Origin of the sequence: Salinihabitans flavidus (genome assembly GCF_900110425.1) — a bacterium.
Lineage (GTDB): Bacteria > Pseudomonadota > Alphaproteobacteria > Rhodobacterales > Rhodobacteraceae > Salinihabitans > Salinihabitans flavidus.
The window spans coordinates 1-25,384 of sequence record NZ_FODS01000023.1; the positions used below are offsets into that span (position 1 = coordinate 1).

Annotated in this window: 22 protein-coding genes, 1 tRNA gene and 1 pseudogene; 15 read left to right on the forward strand and 9 right to left on the reverse strand. The window is 61.5% G+C overall.

Translation table 11 applies throughout. From position 1 onward, the window contains the following. From BMW66_RS15565 to BMW66_RS15580, 4 genes are all read right to left on the reverse strand, one after another. Positions 1 to 230, reverse strand: a 230-nt coding sequence (locus BMW66_RS15565; RefSeq protein WP_139196192.1) for a transposase, incomplete at its 3' end; no start/stop codon positions are given. A gap of 477 nt (positions 231 to 707) precedes the next feature. Next, positions 708 to 1,601: a DUF1684 domain-containing protein gene (locus tag BMW66_RS15570; protein WP_217639321.1), complete on the reverse strand. Its 894-nt coding sequence runs from the start codon at positions 1,599 to 1,601 to the stop codon at positions 708 to 710. Positions 1,602 to 1,662: 61 nt separating this feature from the next. Next, the gene (locus BMW66_RS15575; protein ID WP_093119834.1) at positions 1,663 to 2,985 is read right to left on the reverse strand and encodes an acyl-CoA thioesterase/BAAT N-terminal domain-containing protein; all 1,323 of its coding nucleotides are present in this window, start codon (positions 2,983 to 2,985) and stop codon (positions 1,663 to 1,665) included. A 54-nt stretch (positions 2,986 to 3,039) separates the two neighbouring features. After that, the gene (locus BMW66_RS15580; RefSeq protein WP_093119836.1) at positions 3,040 to 3,954 is read right to left on the reverse strand and encodes an Ldh family oxidoreductase; all 915 of its coding nucleotides are present in this window, start codon (positions 3,952 to 3,954) and stop codon (positions 3,040 to 3,042) included. 419 nt (positions 3,955 to 4,373) lie between these two features. On the opposite strand from BMW66_RS15580, the gene BMW66_RS15585 reads away from it, so the two are divergent. The 5 genes from BMW66_RS15585 to BMW66_RS15605 all read left to right on the forward strand — a co-directional run bounded on the left by BMW66_RS15585 (position 4,374) and on the right by BMW66_RS15605 (position 8,476). After that, the gene (locus BMW66_RS15585) at positions 4,374 to 5,387 is read left to right on the forward strand and encodes an ABC transporter substrate-binding protein (RefSeq protein ID WP_217639322.1); all 1,014 of its coding nucleotides are present in this window, start codon (positions 4,374 to 4,376) and stop codon (positions 5,385 to 5,387) included. Next, positions 5,384 to 6,166 carry an ABC transporter ATP-binding protein gene (locus BMW66_RS15590; protein WP_093119837.1) on the forward strand — a complete coding sequence of 261 codons (783 nt, stop codon included), beginning with the start codon at positions 5,384 to 5,386 and terminating at the stop codon, positions 6,164 to 6,166. Before BMW66_RS15585 ends, BMW66_RS15590 begins: the two co-directional genes overlap by 4 nt. Then, the gene (locus BMW66_RS15595) at positions 6,166 to 7,023 is read left to right on the forward strand and encodes an ABC transporter permease (RefSeq protein ID WP_217639323.1); all 858 of its coding nucleotides are present in this window, start codon (positions 6,166 to 6,168) and stop codon (positions 7,021 to 7,023) included. The genes BMW66_RS15590 and BMW66_RS15595 overlap by 1 nt, the downstream gene beginning before the upstream one ends. A gap of 98 nt (positions 7,024 to 7,121) precedes the next feature. Continuing rightward, entirely contained in the window at positions 7,122 to 7,820 is a 699-nt protein-coding gene (locus tag BMW66_RS15600; RefSeq protein WP_093119839.1) for a GntR family transcriptional regulator, read from the forward strand. 56 nt (positions 7,821 to 7,876) lie between these two features. After that, a complete protein-coding gene (locus BMW66_RS15605; protein ID WP_245729508.1) occupies positions 7,877 to 8,476 on the forward strand; it encodes a helix-turn-helix domain-containing protein in 600 nt (199 codons plus the stop codon). Between the two features lie 191 nt (positions 8,477 to 8,667). Here the strand turns inward: BMW66_RS15605 and BMW66_RS15610 are convergent, their stop codons facing one another. Next, positions 8,668 to 8,946, reverse strand: coding sequence for an aspartate dehydrogenase domain-containing protein (locus BMW66_RS15610; RefSeq protein ID WP_093119840.1), 279 nt, complete (start codon positions 8,944 to 8,946; stop codon positions 8,668 to 8,670). A gap of 240 nt (positions 8,947 to 9,186) precedes the next feature. Between BMW66_RS15610 and BMW66_RS15615 the strand changes: the two genes are divergently transcribed. Genes BMW66_RS15615 through BMW66_RS15630 form a run of 4 tightly spaced genes read left to right on the forward strand, consistent with a single transcriptional unit; the run spans position 9,187 to position 16,691 of the window. Beyond that, entirely contained in the window at positions 9,187 to 11,460 is a 2,274-nt protein-coding gene (locus BMW66_RS15615) for an acyl-CoA dehydrogenase (protein WP_093119842.1), read from the forward strand. Further along, positions 11,457 to 12,746 (forward strand): acetyl-CoA C-acetyltransferase, encoded by a 1,290-nt coding sequence (locus BMW66_RS15620; protein ID WP_093119843.1) that lies wholly within the window; start codon positions 11,457 to 11,459, stop codon positions 12,744 to 12,746. The genes BMW66_RS15615 and BMW66_RS15620 overlap by 4 nt, the downstream gene beginning before the upstream one ends. Beyond that, positions 12,743 to 14,830 carry a 3-hydroxyacyl-CoA dehydrogenase NAD-binding domain-containing protein gene (locus tag BMW66_RS15625; protein ID WP_093119844.1) on the forward strand — a complete coding sequence of 696 codons (2,088 nt, stop codon included), beginning with the start codon at positions 12,743 to 12,745 and terminating at the stop codon, positions 14,828 to 14,830. The genes BMW66_RS15620 and BMW66_RS15625 overlap by 4 nt, the downstream gene beginning before the upstream one ends. 1 nt (position 14,831) lies before the next feature. Beyond that, positions 14,832 to 16,691, forward strand: coding sequence for an acetyl-CoA hydrolase/transferase C-terminal domain-containing protein (locus tag BMW66_RS15630; protein ID WP_093119845.1), 1,860 nt, complete (start codon positions 14,832 to 14,834; stop codon positions 16,689 to 16,691). A gap of 82 nt (positions 16,692 to 16,773) precedes the next feature. On the opposite strand, the pseudogene BMW66_RS20770 reads toward BMW66_RS15630, so the two are convergent. Then, positions 16,774 to 16,887 (reverse strand): annotated as a pseudogene (locus tag BMW66_RS20770) (YcbK family protein); the annotation flags it as partial. Between the two features lie 297 nt (positions 16,888 to 17,184). On the opposite strand from BMW66_RS20770, the gene BMW66_RS15645 reads away from it, so the two are divergent. The 3 genes from BMW66_RS15645 (at position 17,185) to BMW66_RS15655 (ending at position 21,013) form a co-directional block, all read left to right on the forward strand. Then, positions 17,185 to 17,595 carry a sorbitol dehydrogenase family protein gene (locus BMW66_RS15645; RefSeq protein WP_245729509.1) on the forward strand — a complete coding sequence of 137 codons (411 nt, stop codon included), beginning with the start codon at positions 17,185 to 17,187 and terminating at the stop codon, positions 17,593 to 17,595. 53 nt (positions 17,596 to 17,648) lie between these two features. Beyond that, positions 17,649 to 19,289, forward strand: coding sequence for a GMC family oxidoreductase (locus tag BMW66_RS15650; protein ID WP_093119849.1), 1,641 nt, complete (start codon positions 17,649 to 17,651; stop codon positions 19,287 to 19,289). Positions 19,290 to 19,435: 146 nt separating this feature from the next. Further along, positions 19,436 to 21,013: a recombinase family protein gene (locus BMW66_RS15655; protein ID WP_093119851.1), complete on the forward strand. Its 1,578-nt coding sequence runs from the start codon at positions 19,436 to 19,438 to the stop codon at positions 21,011 to 21,013. A 176-nt stretch (positions 21,014 to 21,189) separates the two neighbouring features. Here the strand turns inward: BMW66_RS15655 and BMW66_RS15660 are convergent. Then, positions 21,190 to 21,264 (reverse strand) — tRNA-Gln (locus BMW66_RS15660). A 259-nt stretch (positions 21,265 to 21,523) separates the two neighbouring features. Continuing rightward, positions 21,524 to 21,877 carry a hypothetical protein gene (locus BMW66_RS15665; protein WP_093119853.1) on the reverse strand — a complete coding sequence of 118 codons (354 nt, stop codon included), beginning with the start codon at positions 21,875 to 21,877 and terminating at the stop codon, positions 21,524 to 21,526. 175 nt (positions 21,878 to 22,052) lie between these two features. Between BMW66_RS15665 and BMW66_RS15670 the strand changes: the two genes are divergently transcribed. Further along, entirely contained in the window at positions 22,053 to 23,027 is a 975-nt protein-coding gene (locus BMW66_RS15670) for a glutathione S-transferase family protein (protein WP_093119854.1), read from the forward strand. A 6-nt stretch (positions 23,028 to 23,033) separates the two neighbouring features. Here the strand turns inward: BMW66_RS15670 and BMW66_RS15675 are convergent, their stop codons facing one another. Further along, complete coding sequence (locus BMW66_RS15675; RefSeq protein WP_093119856.1) at positions 23,034 to 23,393, reverse strand: response regulator; 360 nt, start codon at positions 23,391 to 23,393, stop codon at positions 23,034 to 23,036. 145 nt (positions 23,394 to 23,538) lie between these two features. Between BMW66_RS15675 and BMW66_RS15680 the strand changes: the two genes are divergently transcribed. Further along, positions 23,539 to 24,471 (forward strand): threonine-phosphate decarboxylase, encoded by a 933-nt coding sequence (locus BMW66_RS15680; RefSeq protein WP_093119857.1) that lies wholly within the window; start codon positions 23,539 to 23,541, stop codon positions 24,469 to 24,471. Then, entirely contained in the window at positions 24,468 to 25,376 is a 909-nt protein-coding gene (gene cbiB / locus BMW66_RS15685; protein ID WP_093119858.1) for an adenosylcobinamide-phosphate synthase CbiB, read from the forward strand. Before BMW66_RS15680 ends, cbiB begins: the two co-directional genes overlap by 4 nt. Positions 25,377 to 25,384 lie beyond the last annotated feature (8 nt).

The following is a 25,384-nucleotide window of genomic DNA, read 5'->3' on the forward strand; positions in this document are numbered from 1 at the left end:
CCGGAAAGACGACGCTTTCCAGCCTCAAGGAATTCCTTCGACCAAGTGTAATACAGGCTGTCAGAGATACCCTCGCGGCGACATAACGCCGAGATGCTTTCCTCCCCGCGCAATCCGGCCAAAACAATGCGGATCTTCTCCTCCGCCGAGTAGGTCTGGCGGGTCTTGCGGCGGATGTTTTTGACCAGCTTGTCAGCTGCGTCTTTCGATGTTCCGGGCTTCTTGTTCATCTTCGCTCCTTAAAGGCTATGATGAACCAGAAACCCTCCGTTGTTCAAATCCTCAAATCTGTCCCAAAGGTGCTGACGTCAGACAGTCGCAGGTTTGGCTCGCCCCGAACTGGTGATCGAGATCAAGGCCACCGCCTATACGCCGCAGAAATAGTCATGAAGACCAATTGAGATTGAAGTCGTAGCTTTTCGGCGGAGTGGTTGTCGGCAGGCAGAGGCATGTTCGTCATAACGAGCATGCCTCTTGTTCTGGCTGGAGCATGCTTTGATGTGTGAGGTGCCCCCCCCCCGAAATTCGGGCACTGATGGTGTAGATGCCCGACCCTTCGCTGCCTGCCTTGAGGTACTCTGGATGCTGAAAGAAAAGAGCTAAACACAAGTCCAAGTGATCACCAACACTTTCTTGAGAAAAGCAGTAGGTCGCGACAGCAGCGTTTTCACTCTGGTAATGTCGGCGCGACCAGTTGAAACGCGCGCTCAGGTGACAGTCGCACCACGTTGATAGGTATTGGTCCTCGCCACGGTTTGCGCGGGGCGTTTCTCACCGGCAAGCACCTCGATGTCGAGGAAGTTTTCAGGCGGGACCAATGGACAGGTGACGAAGTTTGTAAAGGCACATGGCAGGGCAACCGCGTAGTTAAAGTCAATCCAGTCGATGCGGCGGCCCTCTTCATCGGCGAAGTGAAGTTCAACGACTCGGCCCGCGCCATAGGTGACGGAGCCGTTTGTTTTGTCACGGAAATGCGCGACCGGCTGCACGCCTGTTGATGTATCTTTACCGATCAGCAAGAGTTCATGGAAAATTCCGTTCAGCTCGAAAGTGAAGGTGCCCATACGCGGCGTCGTTTCCCGAACCCCAGCCTCAACAGTTTCGGCTTCGAAATCGACGCGCTGTGCCGGGGTGTAAACACCGGGCAAGCGCCATGCGGGATCATAGTCGAAAGCTGTAACGCCGACATCCTCGGGCCGGGTTGCCGCGCGCGGGTCGCGGACGCGCACTGCATAAAGCCGCTGCCCGTCGTGGCTGGTGCGCAAAACGGTTTCAACCTCCATCACGCCGAAATAGACAGGCACACTGTCACCGTGACCATAGGTTTGGTTGCGCCCCGGGATGATCTCGACCGGCCCCGCCGGATAGGTACCGTTCACCGAAAGCGACGGGCCAGAGGCAGGCGGGTTGAAGATGACCTTGCCGTCCTCAACGGACCATGTTCCAGGCAGCATTTCAAAATGGGCGTCACGGTCATTTTCCTCCAGCCAGTACTGAGCAACAAGTGAGGTCCAGCCATAGGGCCGGAACATCGTTGCGACGTGGGCATGGCGCCATTCACGCCACTGGCCTTCTAGGTGTTCTATTGTAGCCATGTTCATCTTCCTCTTCCTCTCGAAGGGTCGTTAACTTTTGGTGGCGCCCGGTTGTCAGGCTTGCTGGCTAGCGCCCGGTGATCTCGTGCAGAAAGGCCAGAACGCCGTGCCATGAACCGAGGTCGGCTTTGGCGTTGCCAGAAACTGTTCCGCCGGTGGTGAACGGCACTTTTGAGACAGGGTGCGCACGGCTCAACTGTGTTGTCGGGACGAAGGGCAGATTGATGGAATGACCGGCATCGTCGAAATCAAGGTGACGGACGAGATAGGGATGCTTCTGCCGGTGCAGGGCCGAAACCACCATGCGCGAATACAGGCTGGATGGCCAGGCACGGTCATCGCGGCCTGAAATCAACAGGACCGGTCCCGCAATCTGCTCGACCGGGATGCGGGCCCGGTCCGCAAGCGGGCGATCCTTCAGCCCCTCAAAGAAGACCGAATGGTGCCGATCGGGTGGTGCGTCACCTGCCCAGGGGTGCCAGTGGACCGCACTATTGTTTTGCCAGAGATGCGGCAGGGCAACGCCGCCTTTGGTCCAGGTCGCGCCCTGCCAGCCCCCGCGCGCCGGGTCACCGGCCCCCTGCGCGCCATGGACCATGGCACCGGGCACATAGGCAATGACAGCAGAGACCAGATCGGGGAAAGTCGCGCCAAGTAAAAGCGCAAGTTCGCCACCGCGCGACTGGCCACTCACCGCAACAAAGTCATTCCGTGGCCGAAGTTCGCGCCGCGCCCAATGCAACCCGGTCTCGCAATATTCGAGGGGTGTTTCGGTAATGTAAGGTGACAGACCGGGGACCTTGAAATAGCCCAGAGCAAACGCCTGATAGCCGTGCGACGCGTAAAGCGCGCCCCGCGCCTCGTTGATGCCGCCGCCTGAACCGTTGAGCACCATCACCACCGGGTACGGCCCGGGGCCGGTCGGGGTGAACAGCGTGCCCACCAGCCCTTCCTCGCGGATCTCACGCCGGGCGACACCGGGCACGGCAAAACGCTGGGCAAGTTCACCCTCGGCGCGGCGTCCGTCCGCTGTCTCGACCGTCAGCGAAGTAGTCAGGGGTTGCATCACATCGTCGGCGAAAACCTCTAGGCCCGTTGCGTCGGACGGGTGCTGACTCCAAAGCAGGCCCATGGCCGAAATCTCGGCGTAATCGCCGCCAACCGGCGCGTCGCGCGTCAGATCGACTATACCTTGCGCGTCCGCCATGAACGTCGCCTGACTGTCCCAGAACGCCCCGCCCGTTCGCTGCGTCCGGGCCGAAAGCGCGACCAGCTCATCAGGCATAAGGCCCGAGACGACGATCCGGCGCGGGACGTCTATCAGGCCATCGACAGGGGTAATTGACAATATGGGCGCTGATACGGGCGACGCGGTGTGGGATATCGTCATCTGGACTTTGTCCTTTCCGGCTTTGTTTCGGATTGTCGCTCAGGCTGTGCAACACTATCCGCCCCTCTGAGCAGACATACGGACGAGGTGCGCGTCGAGGCGTTGAACAAACGCTGCGTCCAGCGTAGCCTCGGCAGAAAGGCCACCGCCGCGGGGCCAGTGCCCGCCGCCATCAACCCAGTCGTGCTGCAACCCTGCAAGCGTGTTTCGGATATCAACGGCCTCAGCAGCCCCACCCGGATCGATTGCAAGAAGAAAAACGCCGCGCCCCTTCGGGTCACCGCGGCCACCACCGGCGACGCCAGCGATCAGTTCGACCATGAGCCCTAACAGTGACCCGACTTGCCCACCGCGCGGCAACAGCGCCGCGACCTCGGCTGCAGTCCGGGTTGGCTGCCCCGTACCGTCAAGTGCGAACCCGTCTTTCAGCGGCCTGCCCTCCGCGCGCGCGCTTCGGACATCAGCCATGGTTCCACTGCTGCTGGCAAGGTCGATCACAACGCGCTCAGCACCCTGACCCATCGCAAGGGCCAGCGGGTTGGTGCCAATCACTGGCCGCGTACCGCCGTGCGCCGCGACGAAGGGTGGGCCCTCTGTTCCGGCGATGCCAATCAAACCGCCATCGGCAAGAGATCGCACAAAGGGAGCCAGACGGCCAAACCCTCTGACGCCGCGAAGGAAGACTACCGCAACCCCGAAGCGGCGTGCCGCAGTGCACAGTTCCAACGTTGCCGCCGCGACCGCAAGCGGCGCGAAACAGGACGAACAATCGCGCCAACTTGTCGCTTGCGGGTTCACGTCCTTCGAAACAGGCGCGGTATCCGCAGGCCATTCTCCCAGCAAGTCGATGCCAAAGCGCGGCATACCAAGCGCGTCGGCCTCGATCAGCGCGGATGCGGCCAGTCTAGCCGATGGACCACCGCCCAAGGCTGCCGTCAATCGCTCGACTGCCTCAGGAAAGGCTATCATCATGCTGTTCCTTTGGTTGCAGTGTCGGTGTGTGCCCATCCCACGACAAGAAGTGCGGCGAGGCTGCCCAGCGCATGTTTTCCATTTCTTACGAGAGTGCATCTGATACATCAAAAAGTCAAATTAATATTTCTCACCCTCCGTCGGCAGTGAAGTTCGATCGCCGCCGGCGCATTAATCACCAATAATATAAGAAGATCGTGCCTACTTAGGATCGCGTGCTCAATTAGAGCATCATCTGCGATGATTGAAATTTCAACTTGACGCAATACCATATCAGAGTCATTCATTAGTGGAAGAAGTGTCGAAATCCTTGGCGAACCGGGATTCACAGCCAGCGATCGAGCTCCGGCAGCTTGGGCGCGCGGGTCTTGCGACGTCAGAAATCATCGCCATCTGTCCAACTGGGGAATCCTGAAATGAAAAAGCCAACATCACACATCGCCGCGCTCACCTTCTCGGCAGGGATCATGGCCAGTATCGCGGTTGCGCAAGCGCAGTCCGGGCCGATCGAGTTCTTGTATTCGCCCTTTACCGATTATGCCCCCTTCTTCGTCGCGCAAGAGATGGGCATGTTCGAAAGATACGGGGTCGATGTGAGCCTCGCGCCCAAGACCGGCACTGCCGAAACAATCCAGCTCGTCGCCTCGGGCAATTCCGAAGGCGGTGCCGCAACTTGGGGTGCGGGTCTGTTCAACTCGATCAACATGGGTGCGACGGTCACGATTGTCGCCACCATGGCACGCATGCCGGAAAGCGGACGTTCACCTTCACCGTTCATGGTCTCCCAGCAGGCGTGGGAGGATGGTATCCGCAGTGTCGAGGATCTGAGAGGACAGCGCGTCGGCATTCCCGGCCCGGGGGGATTCGGAATTTATTCCGTCGCGCTGGCGCTGGAAACAGGGGGCCTGACGGTTAACGACGTGGAGGCCGTCTACCTGCCCCCGCCTGCAACCGCAGCAGCCTTCCTTAACGGTAGCATCCAGGCGGGCTGGTCGATCGAACCCTTCGCCACACGGCTTGAAGAAGAAGGGCTTGCACAGCGGCTGGTTGAGGACCACGCCTATGGCGTCGAACTGGGCTTCATCGCCTTCAACACCGAATTCGTGGAAGCCAACGAAGATGCTATCGTCGGTCTTCTGGCCGGCTATATCGAGGCCTCGCGCCTGCTCGACGGCGGCGGCTGGGATGACCCCGAGGTGCAGGGGATCATTGGCGAATACACCGGCATGGAACCCGATCTGCTGAACAACATCGCGTATACCGTGCGCCCCGCCGATGGCACGATCAACCTCGACTCCGTGCGTGCGCAGGAAGCGTTCTTCCACAGCATGGGCGCGCTTGAATACGAGGGCGAGATCGACATCAGCCAAGTTTACCGCACCGATCTGTTGGAACGCGCCAACGCTCTGGTGGACAGCGCGCAGCAATGACGGTGACGACCGAAACATCAATCATCGTAGAAGGCCTGACCAAGGCCTTCTACGAGCCGCGCACCGACAGCGAAACAATTGCGCTCAAGAATCTCTCCTTCAGCGTCCGAAAGGGCGAGTTCGTTTGCCTCGTCGGCCCCAGCGGATGCGGCAAGACGACGGCCTTGCGGGTGATCGCCGATCTGGAGCAACCCCTCTCCGGCGCGGTACAGGTGGTGGGCGGCGGACGACCCGCGGTGGTTTTCCAGGAGCAATCGGTCTTTCCGTGGATGTCGGTACAGGACAATATCGCCTTCCCGCTGCGCGTCCGCGGGATGTGGCGCAAGGAACGGCTGGAGCGGACGCGGCATCTGATCGATCTGGTGGGCCTGAATAGATTCGAAAAATCGCTTCCGCACCAGCTTTCAGGTGGGATGAAGCAACGGGTTTCAGTGGCGCGCGCACTGGCCGAAGACGCCGATGTCTTGTTGATGGACGAGCCCTTCGGGGCGCTTGACGAACAGACCCGGCTGGAACTTCAGCAGGAATTGCTGCGCATCTGGGATGCCTCTGGCAAGACGGTTCTGTTCATTACCCATTCCGTTGATGAAGCCCTGACACTGGCCGACCGGGTTTTGGTGATGTCGCATCGACCCGGACGGATACTGGCCGACCTGCAGGTCGGATTCAGCCGCCCGCGCGATGTCGTTGAATTGCGCCGCGACGAGCGGTTCTGGGATCTGACTTACGAAGTCTGGTCACTGCTAAAAGGCAGCGCAGTAGGCGAGGGAGAGGCGTGATGAGCGCGACAAACACAAATACCGACCACATGCGACCAGCCGAGAACGCGGTCACTGCGGAGTTGTCGACGCAAGAGCAAGCGCGCCTGCGCGCACCCTTTCATCGCGAGCGCGTCTTCCGCAACTTCTCTTACTTCAGCCCCCTCGTCATACTTCTGCTGTGGGAGATCAGCGCGCAATTGGGCGCTATCGACCGTCGCTTCTTTCCGCCGCCCTCCGCCATCGCCGAAACGTTCCTGTCGATGATCGTTTCCCTGGAACTGTTCCGCCATATCGGCGCCACGCTCCAGCGGGTTGCGGTGGGTTTTCTGATGGGGGCAATCCCGGGCCTTTTCATGGGTATTTTCCTGGGCTTGTTCCTGCGGCCGCGTCAGATCGTTGGCCCAATCCTGGCCGCGCTCTATCCGGTGCCCAAGATTGCCATCCTGCCGCTAATCCTGCTGGTATTCGGCACTGGCGATATGTCCAAATACGTGATCATCGCCATCGGCGTATTTTTTCTTATGTACTATAATACATTCGGTGGCGTTCGGCAGGTGCCACAGATCTATCTGGACGTTGCACAAAGCACGGGTGCTAATCGATACCAGGTATTCACTCAAATTGCTCTGCCCTCGGCTCTCCCTCAAATCTTCACCGGGCTGAAACTGTCGGCCGGCACCTCTTTCATTATTATTGCCGCAGCCGAATTTCTGGGTGCGCGCAGTGGTGTCGGCTTTTTCATCTGGTCTTCATGGCAAACGTTCTCGGTGACCCGGATGTTTGTGGGCATTGTGACCATCTCGATGCTAGGCTATCTCACCCTCACGCTTATTGATCTGATCGAACGCCGGGTTGTGCCTTGGGCACGCAACTGACATCGAGGTAAATTCGCACAGGGCTTGAATTCTGGTATAGCCAGGATCGTCGGGAAGCAAAGCATGGAGATAAGGTCTTGAGAACTGGCTCAAAGCTGATGGAAACCCGCGATCCCCTCGAAAGCCTGTCTGATGCCATTTACGGCGCGCTGCGCGCCGACATCATGCAGTGTCGACTGCGCCCGGGCGCAACCATCGACACCAACGAATTGACCGAGCGGTTCAACGTCTCCAAGACTCCATTGCGCGATGCATTGAAACGCCTGTCGATCGAAGGACTGGTCGACATACTTCCACGCTCCGGCTACCGCGTGAAGCCAATTACCTTCCGCGTCATTCACGAGATTCTTGATCTCAGAGCGGCGCTCGGCCCCCATGCTGCGTTCATGGCAGCACGCTATATCACTCCGGCTGAGTTGGAGGAGCTGCGTGCGATTCTCGGTGACTACCTGCCAGCATCCGGTCAGGGCGAACTGCAATCTGCCGCCAGACGCTTTCACGTTGCCGTGGCGCGGGCATCGCGGAACGCGCGCATTTCCACGCTGACCGACTCCCTTTTTGAGGAGCTTGAGCGCGTGATGCGCCTGACGGTCGATTTCTCACCACGCAAGGATGAGGACAGTAGAGATCATTTCCTGCTTATTGATGCCTTGGCCGAGGGAGACAGCGAAACAGCGTCCGAAATAGAGCGGTCGCATATCGCCAAAGCCCGGGCGTTTTTACTTGAGACGCTGATCGTCAAAGGGCATTTCTCTGATTCCGAAATTTCCGATTTGGGTCGAAGCCGAGCCATCTAGTGTTCTCCACCTGACACAGGATTCCCATTGGCGGCTTGATGTGCCACATTCCTGGCATGAGACGTTCCGGCATCTGCCTTTACCTTGGCCCCGCCGACCGTGCTGAGCTTCAAGCTCTGATCAGCAACCGCAACACCGTGCGCAAGCTTGTCTGGCGGGCCGAGATCGTGCTGGCGACGGCGGATGGTCATGGCTCCTTCGAGATCATGCGGCGCGCGAAGACGTCGAAACCCACGGTCTGGCGCTGGCAACAACGGTATCTCGAGGAAGGCGTGGCAGGTCTCAAGCGCGACAAGACACGACCGTCACGTGTGCCGCCGATGCCCATGGAAACGCGGCTGAAGGTCATCGCCAAGACGGTGCAGGAGACACCGCCCAACGCCACGCACTGGAGTCGCGCGCTGATGGCCGAAGCCATGGGCATCTCGCCGTCGAGCGTCGGCCGCATATGGGCGGAGGCTGGCCTGAAGCCGCATCTCACAAAGGGGTTCAAGGTCTCAAACGACCCGAAGTTCGAGGAGAAGGTCACGGATATCGTCGGGCTTTACCTCGAGACGCAGGCCATTCGGAGACCCGTTAGCAAACGCGACGAGCGCAAGATGCTGGTCGTCAGTCTTGGACGTGGCTGTCGCCGTCATATTGAACCGGCTCGCTAGGGCCTGCAGTCGGGGTCGTGCGATATCGGCGAAGTCATTCAAACGAGTCGCACTTTTGGCAAGTTCGACCAATCCGGTACCTAACTGGTACGTCTTGGAATTGACGTCGTAGGAAACCAGCCGGGCGGCTGCTGTCCCGCACCGAGCCGAACCCTTTGTTCCAAACGCCAAGGAGGTCGATCCGCCACAATCTAAATGACTAACCTTGCATTTATATTAGATACCGCGTGGGCGAGGCTGAAAGCCGTTGAATCGGATGTCTTTGGGTTGCCACTTGCGCCACCGCGTTGCTCGACTCTCAGCAGACCAGCCGCGCTCTCGGCCTCTACTATCCCGACGTTTTCTTTTGAATTGGGATCTGCGATGAGGCGCACCTTGGTGCCCTCAAGACCTATCCCTGCAAGAGCTACCGTCGCTGCGAGGTTCGCATTCTTCGGGTAGGATGCCGCCTTAGATATCTCTCTCGCCAGACTGGCTGCGCGATGGTTTCAAGCCGACCCAGGGGCCAACATTCTTCGAAGAAGCACGCGCCGTCAGCCCGCAACGCGCGCGCCGAGCGGCCTATCTCCCGCCCTCACAAATTCATCTTCAACGGCACAGGGCATGTGTTAGGGTTCATGGAGACGCCGCAATTTGACGCCCTCGGAAAAAGCGTCAAGACTAGTTTGCCGCGCACCGTGCACGCCCTGGCCTCACCGAAGGGAGTGAAAATGCAGATACGCCATGTTCGTCGCGATTACCTGACAAGACCTATCCACCGTTGGGCCAAGGTTGCCCTGCCCACGATGTCGGAAACCGAGGCCGAGGCACTAAGCGCCGGGGATGTGTGGTGGGAGGCGGAGCTGTTTTCCGGCACCCCCGACTGGCGCAAGTTGCGCGAGACAGACCCCCCGCGCCTGACGGACGAGGAGCAGGCGTTCATCGACGGCCCGTGCCGGGAGTTGTGCGCGCTTGTCGATGACTGGCGCGTGAACCACTTGGCCGCCGACCTGCCCGAAGAGGTCTGGAAAATGATGCACGACAAGGGGTTCTTCGGGATGATCATTCCGAAGAAATACGGAGGCCTCGGGTTCTCGGCCCTTGCCCATTCCGAGGTTGTGCGCCTGATCTCGGCGCGCTCGCTCGTGGCGGCGGTGACGGTCATGGTGCCAAACTCTCTGGGCCCGGGCGAGTTGCTCATGCAGTTCGGCACCGATACGCAAAAGGATTACTGGCTGCCGCGGCTGGCAGACGGCACCGAGCTTCCGGCCTTCGGCCTGACCAGTGAAGAGGCGGGGTCGGACGCGGCGGCGATGAACGACACCGGCATCGTCTGCGAAGGCGAATGGGAGGGTGAAAAGGTGCTCGGCCTGCGGCTGAACTGGGCCAAGCGCTATATTACCCTGTCGCCCGTCTGCACCGTTCTGGGCCTTGCCTTCAAGATGCGCGATCCCGATGGCCTGCTGGGCGATACCGAGGATATCGGCATCACCTGCGCGCTGGTACCGACGAGCCTCGACGGTGTAGAGACCGGCCGCCGCCACATCCCGGCCGGGCAGATGTTCCTTAACGGGCCGACCACGGGCACCGATGTGTTTGTTCCGCTCGACAACATCATCGGCGGGCGGGAGTACGCCGGCAGGGGCTGGATGATGCTGATGAGCGCGCTGGCCGCCGGGCGCGGCATCTCGCTGCCGTCACTGTCGGCGGCGGGCACCGTGATGTCGGCGCACACGTCCGGCGCCTATGCCCGCGTGCGCCAGCAATTCGGTATCCCGGTGTCAAAATTCGGCGGTGTGCAGGAACGCCTTGCGCGGGTCGGGGCCAACGCCTACGCGCTGGATGCGGCGCGTCAACTGACCTGCGTCGGGCTGGATCAGGGTCAGGCGCTGGCGGTGATATCCGGCATCATGAAGGCGAACGCCACCGAACGCATGCGCGACGCGCTCAACGATGCCATGGATGTCCATGCGGGCAAGGCGGTGATAGACGGCCCCGGCAACTATCTGTCCGAGCATTACAAGGCGATACCCATCGGGATTACCGTCGAGGGGGCCAACATCCTGACGCGCAGCCTGATCATCTTCGGGCAAGGCGCGATCCGGGCGCATCCGCATCTTCTGGACGAAATGCAAGCGCTCGAGATCGAGGACGACGCCGGGTCGCTGGATGCCTTCGACCGGCATTTCTGGGCCCATGTCGGCCATACGACCGCGACGTTCTTCCGCGCCCTGGGGCGTGCCTGGACGGGCGCGCGCCTTGCTCCGGCACCGCGCGACGCGGGCGCCGTCACGCAGATCTACCGGCGCATGTCGCGCTGGTCCGCCGCCTTTGCGCTGACGTCGGATTTCGCGTTCCTGACGCTGGGCGGCGCGCTCAAGCAGCGCGAGATGCTGTCGGCGCGGTTGGGGGATGTGCTGTCAGAGCTTTATTTCCTGTCGGCGACGCTGAAGCGCTGGGAGAATGAGGGTAAAAAGGAAGCCGACCTACCGCTGGTGCATTTCGCCGCCGAGACCGCGTTCGCAAAGATCAGCCGCAGCCTTGACCAGGCGCAGGCCAATCTGCCGGCGCGGTGGGCCGGCTGGCTGCTGCGCGCCGTGACGCTGCCCCGGCACGCATCGCGCGGACCTTCCGATGCGCTGACCGCAGATTGCGCCGATCTGATCACCGAACCGACCGAGACGCGTGCGCGGCTGTCCGGTGCCTTGTTCGAGAATTGTGCGCATGAAGGCATCGCGCAACTGGACGCGGCCTTTGCAGCCGTGATCGACTGTGCACCACTGGAAAAACGGCTGCGCGAGGCGGACATGACCCAGAAGCAGGCGCTCGACGCGGGCAAGATCTCAAAGGCCGAGAACGAAAAGCTGAACGCCATGAAAGCCGCCGTGCAGAAGGTCATCGCCGTGGACGATTTCGCGCCCGATGAACTCGCGGCATTCTTCCCGGACCTGAAATCCTCCAAGCCGAAAGCCGCTCCAAAGGCATCCCGAAAGGCCGAGAAATGACCGATCGTCCTGTCTACCTCATCGATGGCGCAAGAACCCCGCTCGTCAAGGCAAGGGGCAAGCCGGGGCCGTTCACGCCCGTGGATCTGTCCGTGCAATGCGGCCGCCCGCTGCTGACGCGCCAGCCCTTCGCGCGCGATGCCGTGGATCTGGTCATCCTTGGCTGTGTCAACGTCATCGCCGACGAGATGAACCCCGCCCGGGTCGCCGCGCTGCGGTTGGGGATGGGGGCGGCGATGCCAGCCTTCACGGTGCAGATCAACTGTGGCTCGGGCATGCAGTCGATCGACACCGCCTATCGCTACATCCGTGACGGCGGACACGATCTGATCCTTGCCGGCGGGACCGAGGCGCTGAGCCACGCGCCGCTGGTTCTGCGTCAGGAGGCGGTCGAGTGGTACGCGGGCATGGCCACCGCCGATGGCGCTTTGGATACGGCGTCGCAACTGGCGGGGCTGCGCGCGAATTTCTTCAAGCCGATCATCGGGCTTGAACGCGGCCTGACCGACCCGGTCACCGATCTGAACATGGGCCAGACGGCCGAGATCCTCGCACATCGCTTCGGTATAACACGTGAACAGGCCGACGCTTACGCTGTGGAGAGTCACAAGCGCCTGGCGCGGGCGCAGGAAGAAGGCTGGCTGTCGGGCGAACTGACCCCCGCCTTCGACAGGGACGGTGCGTGTTACGATCACGATGACGGCGTGCGCCCCGACAGCTCCGCCGAGTCGCTTGCCACGCTGAGCCCGGTCTTCGAAAAACCCCATGGCAAGGTGACCGCGGGCAATGCCAGCCAGATCACCGATGGGGCCTCTTGGGTGATCGTCGCCTCCGAAAAGGCCGTCGAGGACCACGGGCTTTCCCCGATCGCGCGGATCGTCGACAGCGAATGGTCGGCGCTCGACCCATCGATCATGGGGCTGGGGCCGGTGCTGTGCTCGACTGCGATCACCCGGCGCCAGGGATTGAGCCGCGATGACGTGGACATTTGGGAACTCAACGAGGCATTTGCCGCCCAACTGCTGGCCTGCCTGGCCGCGTGGGAGGACGCTGATTTCTGCAAGCAGGTCCTGGGCCTGGACGCGGCCTTCGGGGCGATCGACCGCGACCGCCTGAACATCGACGGCGGTGCCGTAGCGCTGGGACATCCGGTCGGCACAAGCGGGAACCGGATCGTGCTGCACCTGGCCAACGCGATGAAGCGCAAGGGCCTGACACGCGGCATTGCAACCGAATGCATCGGCGGCGGCCAGGGCGGCGCAATGTTGCTGGAGGCGATGGCATGACTGGACCTGTGCTGAACCATCTGGGAAAGACATGGTTGGAACTGGGGCCCGCCCGAACAGCCGAAAGCGACGGGCCGTGGCGCGCGGCCCGCGATGCGCAGGGCATCCTTTGGATGGCACTCGATGTCGAAGAGGCCGGCGCCAACACCGTCTCGCGCGACGTGCTGGAGGGGCTGGACCGCCAGCTTGACGCCATCGCGGAGGATCCGCCCGAAGGCGTCGTGATCCGCTCGGCCAAGATCGGCAGTTTCGCCGTCGGGGCGGATATCAACATGTTCCGCGATCTGAAGGATGCCGACGACTTCAAGACCATGCTGGATGAGGGGCACGCCGTGCTCGACCGGCTCGAGGCGCTTGAATGCCCGACGGTCTGCGTCGTGCACGGACAAGCGCTTGGCGGCGGTTTCGAGATCGCGCTGGCCTGCGACAGGATCATTGCAGTGAACGGTGCCAGCTTCGGCTTTCCCGAGGTCAACCTCGGGCTGCACCCGGGGCTCGGCGGGACATTTCGCCTGACCGAACGCATCGACCCGATCGAGGCCATGACCTTGATGCTGACCGGCAAGACGGCGCACACGAAGAAGGCCAAGGCATTGGGAATCGTTGAGACAATCGTCGAGGAACGCCATGTCGAAGCGGCGGTGCGCGACGCCATCAACGGTAATCGCAAGCACGACGGACCCAGCCTGAAAGACCGCGCCATGGCGCTTTCGCCTGCGCGCCGCCTGGCCGCACGCAAGATGCGCAGCACCGTCAAGGAACGCGCGAGCAGAGATCACTATCCCGCACCCTACGCGCTGATCGAGCTGTGGGAGACGCATGGGGGCGACCGCAACGAGATGCAACGGGCCGAGATTGCCTCATTCGCGGACCTCGTGACCAACGAGACGTCAAGGAATCTGGTGCGGGTGTTCTTCCTGCGGCAGGCGCTGAAGAACGATGGCGACGGCCAGGACGGCATCACCCATGTCCATGTCGTGGGGGCGGGCACCATGGGCGGCGAAATCGCCGCCTGGTGCGCGCTGAATGGCAAGAGCGTGACCTTCTCGGACCCCGATCTCAAGGCGCTGGGGCAGACGATCCGCCGCGCGGGCGACATCTGCAAGGACCAGCACCTGAGCGGCATCGAGAACCGCGATACGCTGGATCGGCTGATGCCCGATCCGGACGGGCTGGGCGTGCCGAAGGCCGACCTGGTCATTGAGGCCGGACCAGAAGACGCCGAGATAAAGCGCAAGATCTATGCCGGGATCGAGCCACGGATGAACCCGACCGCGACGCTGGTGACGAACAGCTCGTCACTCTCGATCACCGAACTCGCCAAGACCCTCAAGCGGCCGCGCCGCTTTGCCGGGCTGCACTTCTTCAACCCGGTCTCCAAGATGCAACTGGTCGAGGTCGTCTCCCACGACGCCCTCTACGGCGCGGTGGCGGATCGATTGGCCGCCTTCTGCGGCACCATAGGGCGACTGCCCGCACGCGTCGGCGACTATTCCGGCTATCTGGTGAACCGCGCGCTCACGCCTTACCTTCTGGAGGCGATCCAGTTGATCGAGGAGGGCCACGCGAAAGAAACCATAGACGCCGCCGCCGAAGCCTTCGGCATGCCGATGGGCCCGGTAGAACTGGCCGACCAGATCGGCCTCGATATCTGCCTTCATGTGGCCGAAAGCCTGAAATCGGGTCTATCCAAGCCGATGGTCGAAATTCCCGGCTGGCTGACCGACAAGATCGAAAACGGAGATCTGGGCAAGAAATCAGGCCGGGGTTTCTACGATTGGACGGACGGCAAGGCCGACAAAGGCGCCGCGTCGAACCCAGAGACCGCACAGGCCATCACCGACCGGCTGATCCTGCCCATCCTTGACGCCTGTGTGGAATGCCTGCGCGAGGGCATCGCCCACGACAGCGATCAGGTAGATGGCGCGCTGATATTCGGCACCGGATTCGCACCGTTTCGCGGCGGGCCGATGCACTACGCCCGTTCGCGTGGCGTGGATGAGGTGGTGGCGCGCCTGACCGAACTGGCCGAAAGCCATGGCGACCGCTTCCGCCCGGATCCGGGCTGGAAGGACTTGGACTGACATGCCGGGCGCGCCGCTGACCCTGTCCGATCCCGCGACCATGGCCCGCCGTATCGTCGAGAAGACCGGCGGCGATATCCGGCTGGCGTTGCCACTGGGGCTGGGCAAGGCGAATACCATCGTCAACGCGTTGACCCATCTGGCCATCGCCGACCGGTCGATCCGGCTGCATATCTTTACGGCGCTGACCCTGCAACGTCCGCGCCCCGAAAGCGATCTTCAGGCGCGGTTTCTCGGCCCGGCCGTGGACCGCTTGTTCGGCGCTTACACGCCGCTCGACTACACGACGCGGCTGTCGGACGGAACATTGCCCGACAACATCGAGGTGCAGGAATTCTTTTTCCAGGCCGGCACCTGGCTGGGAAACGCCGCGGCCCAGCAGGGCTATATCGCGGCCAACTACACGCACGCACTGCATGTTCTGATGGCCCGGCGTCCCAACGTGATCGCGCAGCTTGTGGCACGCGACGGCGATCGGTTCAGCCTGTCCGGCAACACGGATATCACGGCCGATATGTTGCATGCCCGCGCGCAGGGCGAACAGGATTTCATCCTTGCGGGCGAGATCAATCCGAACCTGCCTTTCATGCCCGGTGCCGCCGAAATCGGATCGAACGAACTCGATTGGGTGCTGGACGATCCCGCCACGCAGTTCGAACTGTTCTCGGTGCCCAAGCGCCCGGTCGCGGCGGCCGACCACGCGATTGGCCTGCATGTGGCCGGGCTGGTGCCCGATGGCGGCACACTTCAGATCGGCATCGGGTCTATCGGCGATGCGGTGGCCGCGTCACTGATGCTGCGTCACCGGGCCCCGGACACCCTGCGCGCCATCATGGCCGCCGCGCCTTTTCCCGGCCACGCCGGCGCGCAAGGCGGCCGTTTCGAGGTTGGGCTCTACGGTGTGACCGAGATGTTGGTTCAGGGCATCGTGGAGTTGGTAAAAGCCGGGATTATCCGGCGGGAGGTAGACGGCGCCGCCGTTCACGCGGGGTTCTTTGTCGATTGCCACGACTTCTACCGCTCTCTGCGCGAGATGCCCGAAGGCGAGCGTGCACGCATCCAGATGATGCCGGTGTCGTTCACCAACCAGCTTTATGGAGACGAGCAGGCCAAGCGCGCGGCGCGCCTTAACGCGCGGTTCGTGAACGCGGCGATGAAGGCGACCTTGTTGGGTGGCGTCACCTCGGACGTGACGGACAAGGGCCAAATCGTCAGCGGTGTCGGTGGGCAGTTCAACTTCGTCGACCAGGCGTTCGCGCTGCATGACGCGCGGGCGATCATCACCTTGCACGCCACCCGCGAAAGCAAGGGCGATGTGGCGTCGAACATCGTCTGGGATCATCCGCACGAGACGATCCCGCGCCATTACCGCGATATCATCGTGACGGAATACGGGGTCGCCGATCTGCGCGGACGCTCGGACGCCGAATGCGTCATGGCCATGATTTCGATCGCCGACAGCCGGTTTCAGCCCGAATTGCTGGAGCGGGCGAAAGCGGCAGGCAAGCTGCCCAAGGACGCGCAGGTGCCGCAGGCCCATCAAACGAACACGCCCGAAGTCCTGCGGTCATGGATTGCACCTTTCATGGCGGATGCAACCTTGGCGCGGTTCCCGTTCGGCACCGACTTCACCGAGGTCGAACAAAGCCTGCTGGCGGCCCTTGCCATCCTGAAAGCAAAAGCGGGATCGCGCCGGGCAATGGCAGGATTGCTCTGGCGTGGCCTTTTAACCGGCGCGCCCGATCCCCAGCAGCGCGCCGGTCTGGAGCGTCTGTCACTGGATCACCCGCGGTCTCTTGCCGATCGACTGACGAGGCTCGCAGTCAAGGGGGCCCTTAAAGCAGCGGCGGACAAATCCTGATCAACGGCAATCTGGCGTGTCACCTCGCGGCCAGGACGCCGCGAAAAGAGAGAGATAAATTCACCGGTCACCGTTGCTCCCGTCACCAGTCGTCGAGGTGGGCGGAGATCGTCACCGCGATCCCACCGAGCGACACGGCGATGAACACCCAACGCAAGGTGTCGAGATACGGCACTCGCGGCTCGATGGCGGATTCAAGGCCCGATCCACCCACATTCTAGCATTTCGGCGACCGCAGAAGGGGCGAAGACGAGGCTTGGAGAGCCAATTACCTGATCTGTCGGAAAAATCTGGCGATCTTGACGTCAAACGGCCACTTGGAGACTGTCAGCTTATATGGAGCAGCGTAATCAGCCCCATTCGCGCATTGGCCAACTTTCAGGAACCAAAGGGATAGGTCGCGCGTTAATACTGGCATACCGAACGTTGCTCCGAAAACAAACCAGGTGGGGACAAACATATGGCTCATCCAAAATCCACAAGATCCGGAACCATGACCCGACGGGGAATGCTGTCGGCTGTTTCCGCCATGTCGGTGCTCGCCCTGACGCACACGCCGAGCCGCGCGTTTGCGGCCAATTTGGATGTAGATGCATTCCTGTCGTTGTCCCAAAACTTGGTCGGGCAGGACGACCTGTCAAAGGATATCGCGGCGGCGATGCTCGATGCCTTCTCCGTCACCGGCCAGAAGGAAGCTATATCTGCGCTGGCGGATGGCAAGAATGATGATGCGATCGCCAATGAGATCGTCGCGACGTGGTACACCGGAGTGTCGCCTGACCCCGATGATCTCGACGTTATCACCTACACTGATGCGTTGATGTGGCAGGCGATGGATTACACGAAACCGTTGGCCTACTGCGGCGGTGCCATGGGGTATTGGGCAGAACCGCCTGGAGCCTGATAACAGCGCTCTTTTCCGTTCTCCCAAAAAATCACGGTCAAAGGAATTCCGAAATGGCATCTGACATCAGCGCAGACATTCTCATCATCGGCACAGGCATCGCAGGCGCGGTGGCCGGGGCAAAGCTTGCAAAGAAGGGGCTGAAGGTCGCCTTTTTGGAAAGCGGTAAACGGATCGATCGGTCTGAAGCGGTCGAGACGTTCTGGAATGCCAAGATCAAGGTGCCGGAATCGGCCTACCCCAACGATCCCACCGCGCCGCACCCTGTCAGCCATAGAATTGAAGACTATTACCAGCAGATGGGCCCCGAAAACTTCAAATCGACCTACATCAAGGTCGTAGGGGGAACGACGTGGCACTGGCTGGGCACCACGCTGCGGAATGTGCCTGCGGACTTCAAACTGAAATCCCTATACGGCCATGGCGTTGACTGGCCCTTTGATTACGAAGTGCTTGAGCCGTTCTATCTCGCGGCTGAGCAGGAAATCGGCGTGGCGGGCGATAGCTCGGAAGATTTGGGGTCCCCGCGGTCCGGGGATTTCCCGATGTCGATGATCCCGATGACCTATCTGGATAAGCAATTTTCGAAGTCGTTGGAGGGGTCGAAATATCAGGTCCGCGCGACACCGCAGGGCCGCAACTCCACCTTCCACGCGGATCGTCCCGAATGCTGCGGCAACGCGTCGTGCATTCCGATCTGCCCCATTCAGGCCAAATATGATGCAACCGTTCATGTGATGCAGGCAGAGGACGCAGGTGCTGTTGCTCATGACCAGACGACAGCCACCCGGCTCAATCTCGGGAAGGTTGGGCGGATCGCATCCGTTGACTTCCGCCGCGCTGACGGCAGCACTGGAACGGCCACCGGCAAAGTGGTTGTCTTGGCGGCCCATGCGATCGAAACGCCACGCCTGCTGCTGAATTCGGCGCAAGAAGGGGCCGAGAATGGTATTTCGAACAGCTCTGACCAAGTCGGACGCAATCTGATGGATCACCCGACCAAACTCAGCTGGGCTGTCGCGCCCAAACCTGTTTGGCCCTACCGCGGCCCGCTTTCGACATCGGGGATCGAAAACCTGCGCGATGGTGAGTTCCGCAAGGACCGCGCCGCATTCCGCATTGAGATGGGCAATGACGGGCACGCTTGGCCGACAGGCGCCCCGACTTCCACGGCTGCTGATCTGGCCAAGTCCGGCCTGCGCGGAGAAGAGCTGGATGCAGCGATCAAGGATACAACATCACGGCAAATCCGCCTCGCCTCCTTGGTGGAGCAATCTCCGGATGCAGGAAACCGCGTGACGTTGGACCCTGACAAGAAGGATGCAAACGGCATGCCGCTACCGCGCATCTACTTTGACTTTGACGACTACACCCGTGCCGGTCTGGATGCCGCGCAAGAGGCGCACGAAGAGGTGTTTGCAGCTCTTGGTGCCACCGACGTCAATCACTCGCCCGACTTCCAAGGCGCGGGGCATATTATCGGTACCGTCCGCATGGGCAAAGATGCCAACACGGCAGTCGTGGACGCTGACCTGCGCAGCTTCGACCACCGTAACCTGTTCCTACTGGGCTCAGGAACCTTCCCGACCTCCGCCACCGCGAACCCAAGCCTCACCATCGCAGCCCTGTCCTTGCGCGCGGTGGATGCCATCGCGGCCAGTGTCTCAGAGGCTGATTTGATGCCAATTGAGTGAGTTCAGAAATGCACAAGCAATCCGCCACGCAGGACGCGCAGTTGTCGACGAAGCGCACGCCAAGGCCGTAGCACGAGTTTCGCCATCACGAGCGCGCCCAAGCCAAAAATCCGCATCTTTATACCCGCAAAAGCTCCGAAGAGGGGCTGGAACAGGACTTCAATTCGCTCGATGCGCAGCGAGAGGCCTGCGAGGCCTATATCGCCAGCCAGAAGCATGAGGGATGGGAATTGCTCCCGGACCGATATGATGATGGCGGGATCTCTGGCGGCCATCTGGACCGCCTGTCATTACGGCGCCTCATGCAGGCGGTGGACGACAAACGTGTGGATCAGATCGTTGTCTACAAGATCGACCGGCTGACCCGCTCGCTTGCTGATTTTGCCAAGCTGGTAGAGCGGCTGGATGCGGCCGAAGCGTCCTTCGTATCGGTCACGCAAAGCTTCAACACGGCGACCAGCATGGGCCGCCTGACCCTGAATGTACTCTTGAGCTTCGCTCAATTCGAACGCGAGGTCACGGCGGAACGCATCCGGGACAAGATCGCGGCCTCCAAGCGCAAAGGACTCTGGATGGGCGGAAATGTGCCACTCGGCTATCAGGCCGATGGCCGGACTCTGAAGATCGACGAAGGCGAGGCCAGTACCGTTAGGGCCCTGTACGATCTCTATCTGGAGCACGGGCTCATTCGGGAGGTCAAAAACCGCGCGGATGACCTTGGCCTGAGATCACGTCGGCGGGTACGTGGGGCAGGACGTCTCTCAGGCGGCACGGCGTTCGACCGGGGGCACATTCATCACATCCTAAGCAATCCGATCTATGCTGGGCGCATCCGGCACAAAGGGCACGTCTATCAAGGGCAACATCCGGCGATCATTGATCCCGATGTTTGGGATCGCGTGCAGAGTATGCTTGACGGCAGGGCTGCAAAAACCCGCGGCACGACACGAAAGGCCACAAAATCACTACTGGCCGGAAAGCTTTTTGACGAAACCGGGGACCGCCTGACACCCAGTCATAGCCGGAAGAATGGCAAGCGCCTGCGATACTACATCTCCCACAGGTTGGTGAAAGATCGCAGCAAAGAGCACCCGGATGCCTGGCGTCTGCCAGCAGAGCAACTGGAGGGGCTGATTGCCGATCTGGTCAGAGAGCATCTGCAGCGCCACGACATTGCAGCAGTTCTGGTGAAAGACCTGCCTGCCGCGATGGTAAGTGCGATAACGACAAGACTGCAGGCCACTCAGACGACAAACTCAAGTCTAAGGCTGATTGAGCGTGCAGACCTGCGTCCGGGTAACCTGACCGTGCAATTGAGTCATTCAGAAATCGCTATTGTTATGGGCTGCGATCCGGACCAGATCGACGCGGATGCCCTGATCCTGAAAGCCCCGTTCCGGATGCGCAGGCGGGGCGTAGAGCTGAAGCTGCACCTTGGCGATGCTCAAGAGGAGGTCGATCAGACGCTTGTCCAGAACATCGTCAGGGCGCAAAGATGGCTGGCGATGATCATGGAAGGAAAGACATTCACTGAGATCGCAGAAGCTGAAGGCACATCAAAACGGCGGATTCAGGACGTCGTCGATCTCGCGATGCTCGCGCCGAACATACTCGATGCGATCGCAGCAGGTGAGCAGCCGGACGATCTGACCTCGGACTATCTGATCAAGTCGGGTGTTCCTGCGACCTGGTCAGAACAGAGAGAGCTTTTTACCAAGCTCTAGAGCCCCTGAAATTTCCCAAACTCGTACCGCCTAAAACGCAAACTGAGACTTCAGGCTAAAATCGGCCGGATTTTGTCTCAAGTGTGCGTCTCTTTCCGAAACCCGGAGACTCAAGCCACGGAAGTCTCGACACAATTTCCCGACAGTCTCTCGGCTGCAGAATCTACGGAAGTGTCTGGCTGGGGTGGTAGGATTCGAACCTACGATACACGGTACCAAAAACCGATGCCTTACCACTTGGCTACACCCCAACAATGAGCGGCTAATTACTGCGTGAAACAACTGGGTGCAAGCCCTGAATTGACAATTTCCGGCGCGCATATTCTGTGTTTTGCAGCGGAATTCTGGTGTGACACCACCTCCCACCAGAACTGCGGCTTGGACAAGGTGGCGCGTGCGGAGTTGCGGAAATGCACGCCGGAAAGGTCTGAAATCCCGTGTCGGTATAACGTCGGTATTTTGTCGGTATTGCGTCGGTGCGGCGGGCGGCCCGTCGCATCCCGATAGGAATCAGCGAAGATCGGGGAGGTAGCCGTCCGGCGCGTCGTCGGGGCGCTCGAAATCGAGCGCGGGGCGATCGCCTGCCCGGGTGGACCATTTGAACTCGTAACGCATTTCGCCCACCTCTTCGCCGGAGGCCACGATCAGGCATTGTGACAGGTGGCGAGGCCCGTCGTAGAGATCGACCAGCCCTCGCAGATGCGGGGCGTCCTCGATGTCTAGGGTAAAACCATCCTCCTGAAAGCGCAGGATGCGGAAACTGCGACCGTCCGCCTCCACCCGCATGCGCGACCGGCGCCTCTGATCCTTCTTGCGCGCGGCTTCGAGACCGGCGCGCACATGTTCCGGCAGAAAACTGTCCATAACCATCGCCCCCTAGCTTGAAAACCAAGCTTGCCATGATCGCGGACAGGGTCAAGCGGGGACCAGCAAGGTCAGGTCCGTGTGCGCAAATGCGCAACACATTTGCGGGAGACGAGGTTTTGTCGCCCTGCCAAAGGACCTAGGTCAGAGACAGCAAATTTCGGAGGCGAAGAAGATGGGATTGCTCGTAGAAGGAAAATGGACCGACCAGTGGTATGATACGAAATCCACGGGCGGCAAGTTCGAACGCTCGGAATCGCAGTTCCGCAACTGGGTGACCGCCGATGGTGCGCCCGGCCCGTCGGGCGAAGGGGGCTTCGCCGCAGAGGCGGGGCGCTACCACCTCTATGTCAGCTATGCCTGCCCGTGGGCGCATCGCACGCTGATCTTCCGCAAGCTGAAGGGGCTGGATGATCTGATCGGAATTTCGGCGGTGCATCCGGATATGCTCAGGGACGGCTGGACGTTCGATACCGATGACAAGGGCGCGACCGGCGACCGGCTTCATGGGCTGAGCTTCCTGCGCGACATCTACACGAAGGCCGACCCGGTTTATTCCGGTCGCGTTACCGTGCCGACCCTTTGGGACAAAAAGCGCGAGACGATCGTGTCGAATGAAAGCGCAGAGATCATACGGATGTTCAATTCCGCCTTTGACGATCTCACCGGCAACAGCCGTGACTATTACCCGGAGGAGAAACGCGAAGAGATCGACGCTGTCAACGCGCGGGTCTATGACACGCTCAACAATGGCGTTTACAAGAGCGGTTTCGCCACCACGCAGGACGCTTATGAGGCGGCGGTCGGGCCGCTGTTCGATACGCTTGACTGGCTGGAGGGGCGCCTTTCAAAGACGCGCTATGTCGTCGGCGACGAGATTACCGAGGCCGACTGGCGCCTTTTCACGACGCTGATCCGGTTCGATCCGGTCTATCATGTGCATTTCAAATGCAGCCGGTCGCGAATCGTGGATTATCCCAACCTCTGGGCCTATACCCGCGATCTCTATCAGCAGCCGGGTGTGGCGGAGACGGTCAACATGGAGCATATCGTGCGGCACTACTATTACAGTCACGATACCATAAATCCGCACCGCATCGTACCGGTTGTGCAGCGGCGTGATCTCGATGCGCCGCATGGCCGGGGGTGACGTCCCTTAGCGCCGCGCGTGGTATTCCACCATCGCGGCCAGATCCTCGGGCGGGGTGCCGGAGCGGACAAACGCGCAGGCATTCGGGCTTAGGTTGAAGATTGACCCGTCCGAGAAGAAAGAGGTGTTGGTAACGAAGATCACCCGCGTCTCGGGGTGGCGGTAGCTGGCGAAATCGGAGATGGCGAGCGCGCCACCATCCTGTAGCACCAGATCGAGAACAATCACGTCAAAGGCATGGTCGCGCAGCAGTTCAATGGCCGCGTCATGCGTCCCCACAAGCGCGACATTGGCGCCCATACGCTCCAGATGCCGCTTCCAGAGTTCGCCGAGTTCCGTCTCACTTTCTGCAATGAGAACTTCCATCGAGTTTCGCCTAGACCTAAGTTAGTCGAATAATAGACCGAACCGGATAAGGAACACCAATGATTCATCTTTTGACGGCGTAATCTTGCCTCGGACCTTGTTTCCTGCTCAAAACCTCGGTGAAACAGACACGCGGGAAAACAGGATGTCGGGGCGAGATCACGGCGGAGGGGTGGATTTGGCGGCGGCGCGCTGGGGCGGGGCGCGGACGGATTGGCTCGACCTGTCCACGGGGATAAATCCGGTGCCCTATCCCGTGGCGGAGCTTGATCGCGCGGCGTGGACCGACTTGCCGGATCGGGACGCTCAGGCGGCATTGATCGCTGCGGCGCGGCGCTTCTGGAAGGTGCCGGACGGCGCGGAGGTTCTGGCCGCGCCGGGCGCCTCTGCGCTGATCGCGCGGATACCTGCGCTGGTACACCCCGGTCGGGTGGAGATCCCCACGCCGACCTATAACGAACATGCCGCCGCCTTCGCCGCGCAGGGCTGGCAGGTGGGGGACTCCCCCGGAGAGGCGCGGGTGATTGTGCATCCCAACAACCCGACCGGCCAGTTCTGGACGGACGCGGATGTGACAGCGCCGCTTTGCGTGATCGACGAAAGTTTCTGCGATATTGCACCAGAGCGGAGCTTGGTCACCCATGCCGCGCGGCCCGGGCGGATCGTACTCAAGAGCTTTGGCAAGTTCTGGGGGCTGGCGGGGCTTCGGCTTGGCTTTGCCATCGCCGCTCCGGATCTGATCGGGCGTCTTGCCGCGATGCTGGGCCCATGGCCGGTGTCAGGGCCGGCGCTGGCGGCGGGCGCCACCGCTCTGAACGATCCCGGCTGGGCGGAGGACACGCGCGCGAGGCTGACACGCGATGCCGCCCGGCTCGATGCGCTGATGAAGGCGTGCGGCGCCGTGGTGGCTGGCGGCACACCACTGTTTCGCCTTTACGAGGTGGACGATGCCGCCCGATGGCAGGAGCATCTGGCGCGCGCACGGGTCTGGAGCCGCGTTTTCCCCTATTCACCGCATCTGATACGGCTTGGCCTGCCGGCGCCGGATCGCTGGCCGCAGTTGGAGGATGCGTTATGAATACCCCGGAAATTCTTGCCCTTGCGCTTCTCCTCGATGCCGCTGTTGGAGAGCCGCGCGCGATCTGGGACCGGGTGCCGCATCCGGCGGTGCTCATGGGGCGCGCGGTGGGCTGGGCGGACGAGATGTTCAACACCGGCGCGGCGGGCCGGATCTCCGGGATCGCGGTGCTTGCGGTGATGGTCCTTGCGGCCGGAGTGATCGGGGCGGTGCTTTCGGAACTCGGCTGGCTGCCGGAGCTGTTGCTGGCGGCGGTCCTTCTGGCGCAACGCTCGCTTGTCGATCACCTGGGCGCAGTGGGCGATGCCCTGCGGTTGTCCCTGGGCGACGGGCGGCGCGCGGTGGCCCGGATCGTAAGCCGGGACACCTCCGCGATGGATGGGCCCGCAGTGGCGCGGGCGGGTATCGAGTCGGGGGCCGAAAACCTGTCGGACGGGGTGATCGCCCCGGCGTTCTGGTTCCTGATCGCGGGGCTTCCGGGGCTGCTGATCTACAAGCTGGTGAATACCGCCGACAGCATGATTGGCTATCGCACGCCGCGCCATGCCGAGTTCGGATGGGCGGCGGCGCGGCTTGACGATCTTCTCAACTGGGTGCCGGCGCGTCTGACGGCGCTTCTTATTGCCGGGGTGCATGGCGGGCTGCGCGGGTGGCGCGCGATCCGGGCGGATGCGCGGCTGCATCGTTCCCCCAATGCCGGATGGCCCGAGGCGGCGATGGCGCGGGTGCTGGGCATCGCGCTAGCCGGACCGCGAAGCTATGACGGGGCGATGCGGGACTATCCGTTCGTGAACCCGCACGGCGCGCATGAGATCGGGCCGGAGGCGGTCGATGCCGCCGTGCGCGCGCTGTGGCGGGTGTGGGGGGCGGCGTTGGCGTTCGCGCTCATCCTCGCTGTATTCTGATCGGGTCG

Excerpts from the sequence above, each read along its gene's own strand:
- BMW66_RS15575 (WP_093119834.1), bottom strand. The coding sequence starts at position 2,985 with ATGACGATATCCCACACCGCGTCGCCCGTATCAGCGCCCATATTGTCA.
- BMW66_RS15585 (WP_217639322.1), top strand. The coding sequence starts at position 4,374 with ATGAAAAAGCCAACATCACACATCGCCGCGCTCACCTTCTCGGCAGGG.
- BMW66_RS15595 (WP_217639323.1), top strand. The coding sequence starts at position 6,166 with ATGAGCGCGACAAACACAAATACCGACCACATGCGACCAGCCGAGAAC.
- BMW66_RS15580 (WP_093119836.1), bottom strand. The coding sequence starts at position 3,954 with ATGATAGCCTTTCCTGAGGCAGTCGAGCGATTGACGGCAGCCTTGGGC.
- BMW66_RS15670 (WP_093119854.1), top strand. The coding sequence starts at position 22,053 with ATGGGATTGCTCGTAGAAGGAAAATGGACCGACCAGTGGTATGATACG.
- BMW66_RS15590 (WP_093119837.1), top strand. The coding sequence starts at position 5,384 with ATGACGGTGACGACCGAAACATCAATCATCGTAGAAGGCCTGACCAAG.
- BMW66_RS15570 (WP_217639321.1), bottom strand. The coding sequence starts at position 1,601 with ATGAACATGGCTACAATAGAACACCTAGAAGGCCAGTGGCGTGAATGG.
- BMW66_RS15620 (WP_093119843.1), top strand. The coding sequence starts at position 11,457 with ATGACCGATCGTCCTGTCTACCTCATCGATGGCGCAAGAACCCCGCTC.
- BMW66_RS15600 (WP_093119839.1), top strand. The coding sequence starts at position 7,122 with ATGGAAACCCGCGATCCCCTCGAAAGCCTGTCTGATGCCATTTACGGC.
- BMW66_RS15605 (WP_245729508.1), top strand. The coding sequence starts at position 7,877 with ATGAGACGTTCCGGCATCTGCCTTTACCTTGGCCCCGCCGACCGTGCT.
- BMW66_RS15680 (WP_093119857.1), top strand. The coding sequence starts at position 23,539 with ATGTCGGGGCGAGATCACGGCGGAGGGGTGGATTTGGCGGCGGCGCGC.
- BMW66_RS15645 (WP_245729509.1), top strand. The coding sequence starts at position 17,185 with ATGACCCGACGGGGAATGCTGTCGGCTGTTTCCGCCATGTCGGTGCTC.
- BMW66_RS15630 (WP_093119845.1), top strand. The coding sequence starts at position 14,832 with ATGCCGGGCGCGCCGCTGACCCTGTCCGATCCCGCGACCATGGCCCGC.
- BMW66_RS15665 (WP_093119853.1), bottom strand. The coding sequence starts at position 21,877 with ATGGACAGTTTTCTGCCGGAACATGTGCGCGCCGGTCTCGAAGCCGCG.
- cbiB (WP_093119858.1), top strand. The coding sequence starts at position 24,468 with ATGAATACCCCGGAAATTCTTGCCCTTGCGCTTCTCCTCGATGCCGCT.
- BMW66_RS15675 (WP_093119856.1), bottom strand. The coding sequence starts at position 23,393 with ATGGAAGTTCTCATTGCAGAAAGTGAGACGGAACTCGGCGAACTCTGG.
- BMW66_RS15650 (WP_093119849.1), top strand. The coding sequence starts at position 17,649 with ATGGCATCTGACATCAGCGCAGACATTCTCATCATCGGCACAGGCATC.
- BMW66_RS15615 (WP_093119842.1), top strand. The coding sequence starts at position 9,187 with ATGCAGATACGCCATGTTCGTCGCGATTACCTGACAAGACCTATCCAC.
- BMW66_RS15625 (WP_093119844.1), top strand. The coding sequence starts at position 12,743 with ATGACTGGACCTGTGCTGAACCATCTGGGAAAGACATGGTTGGAACTG.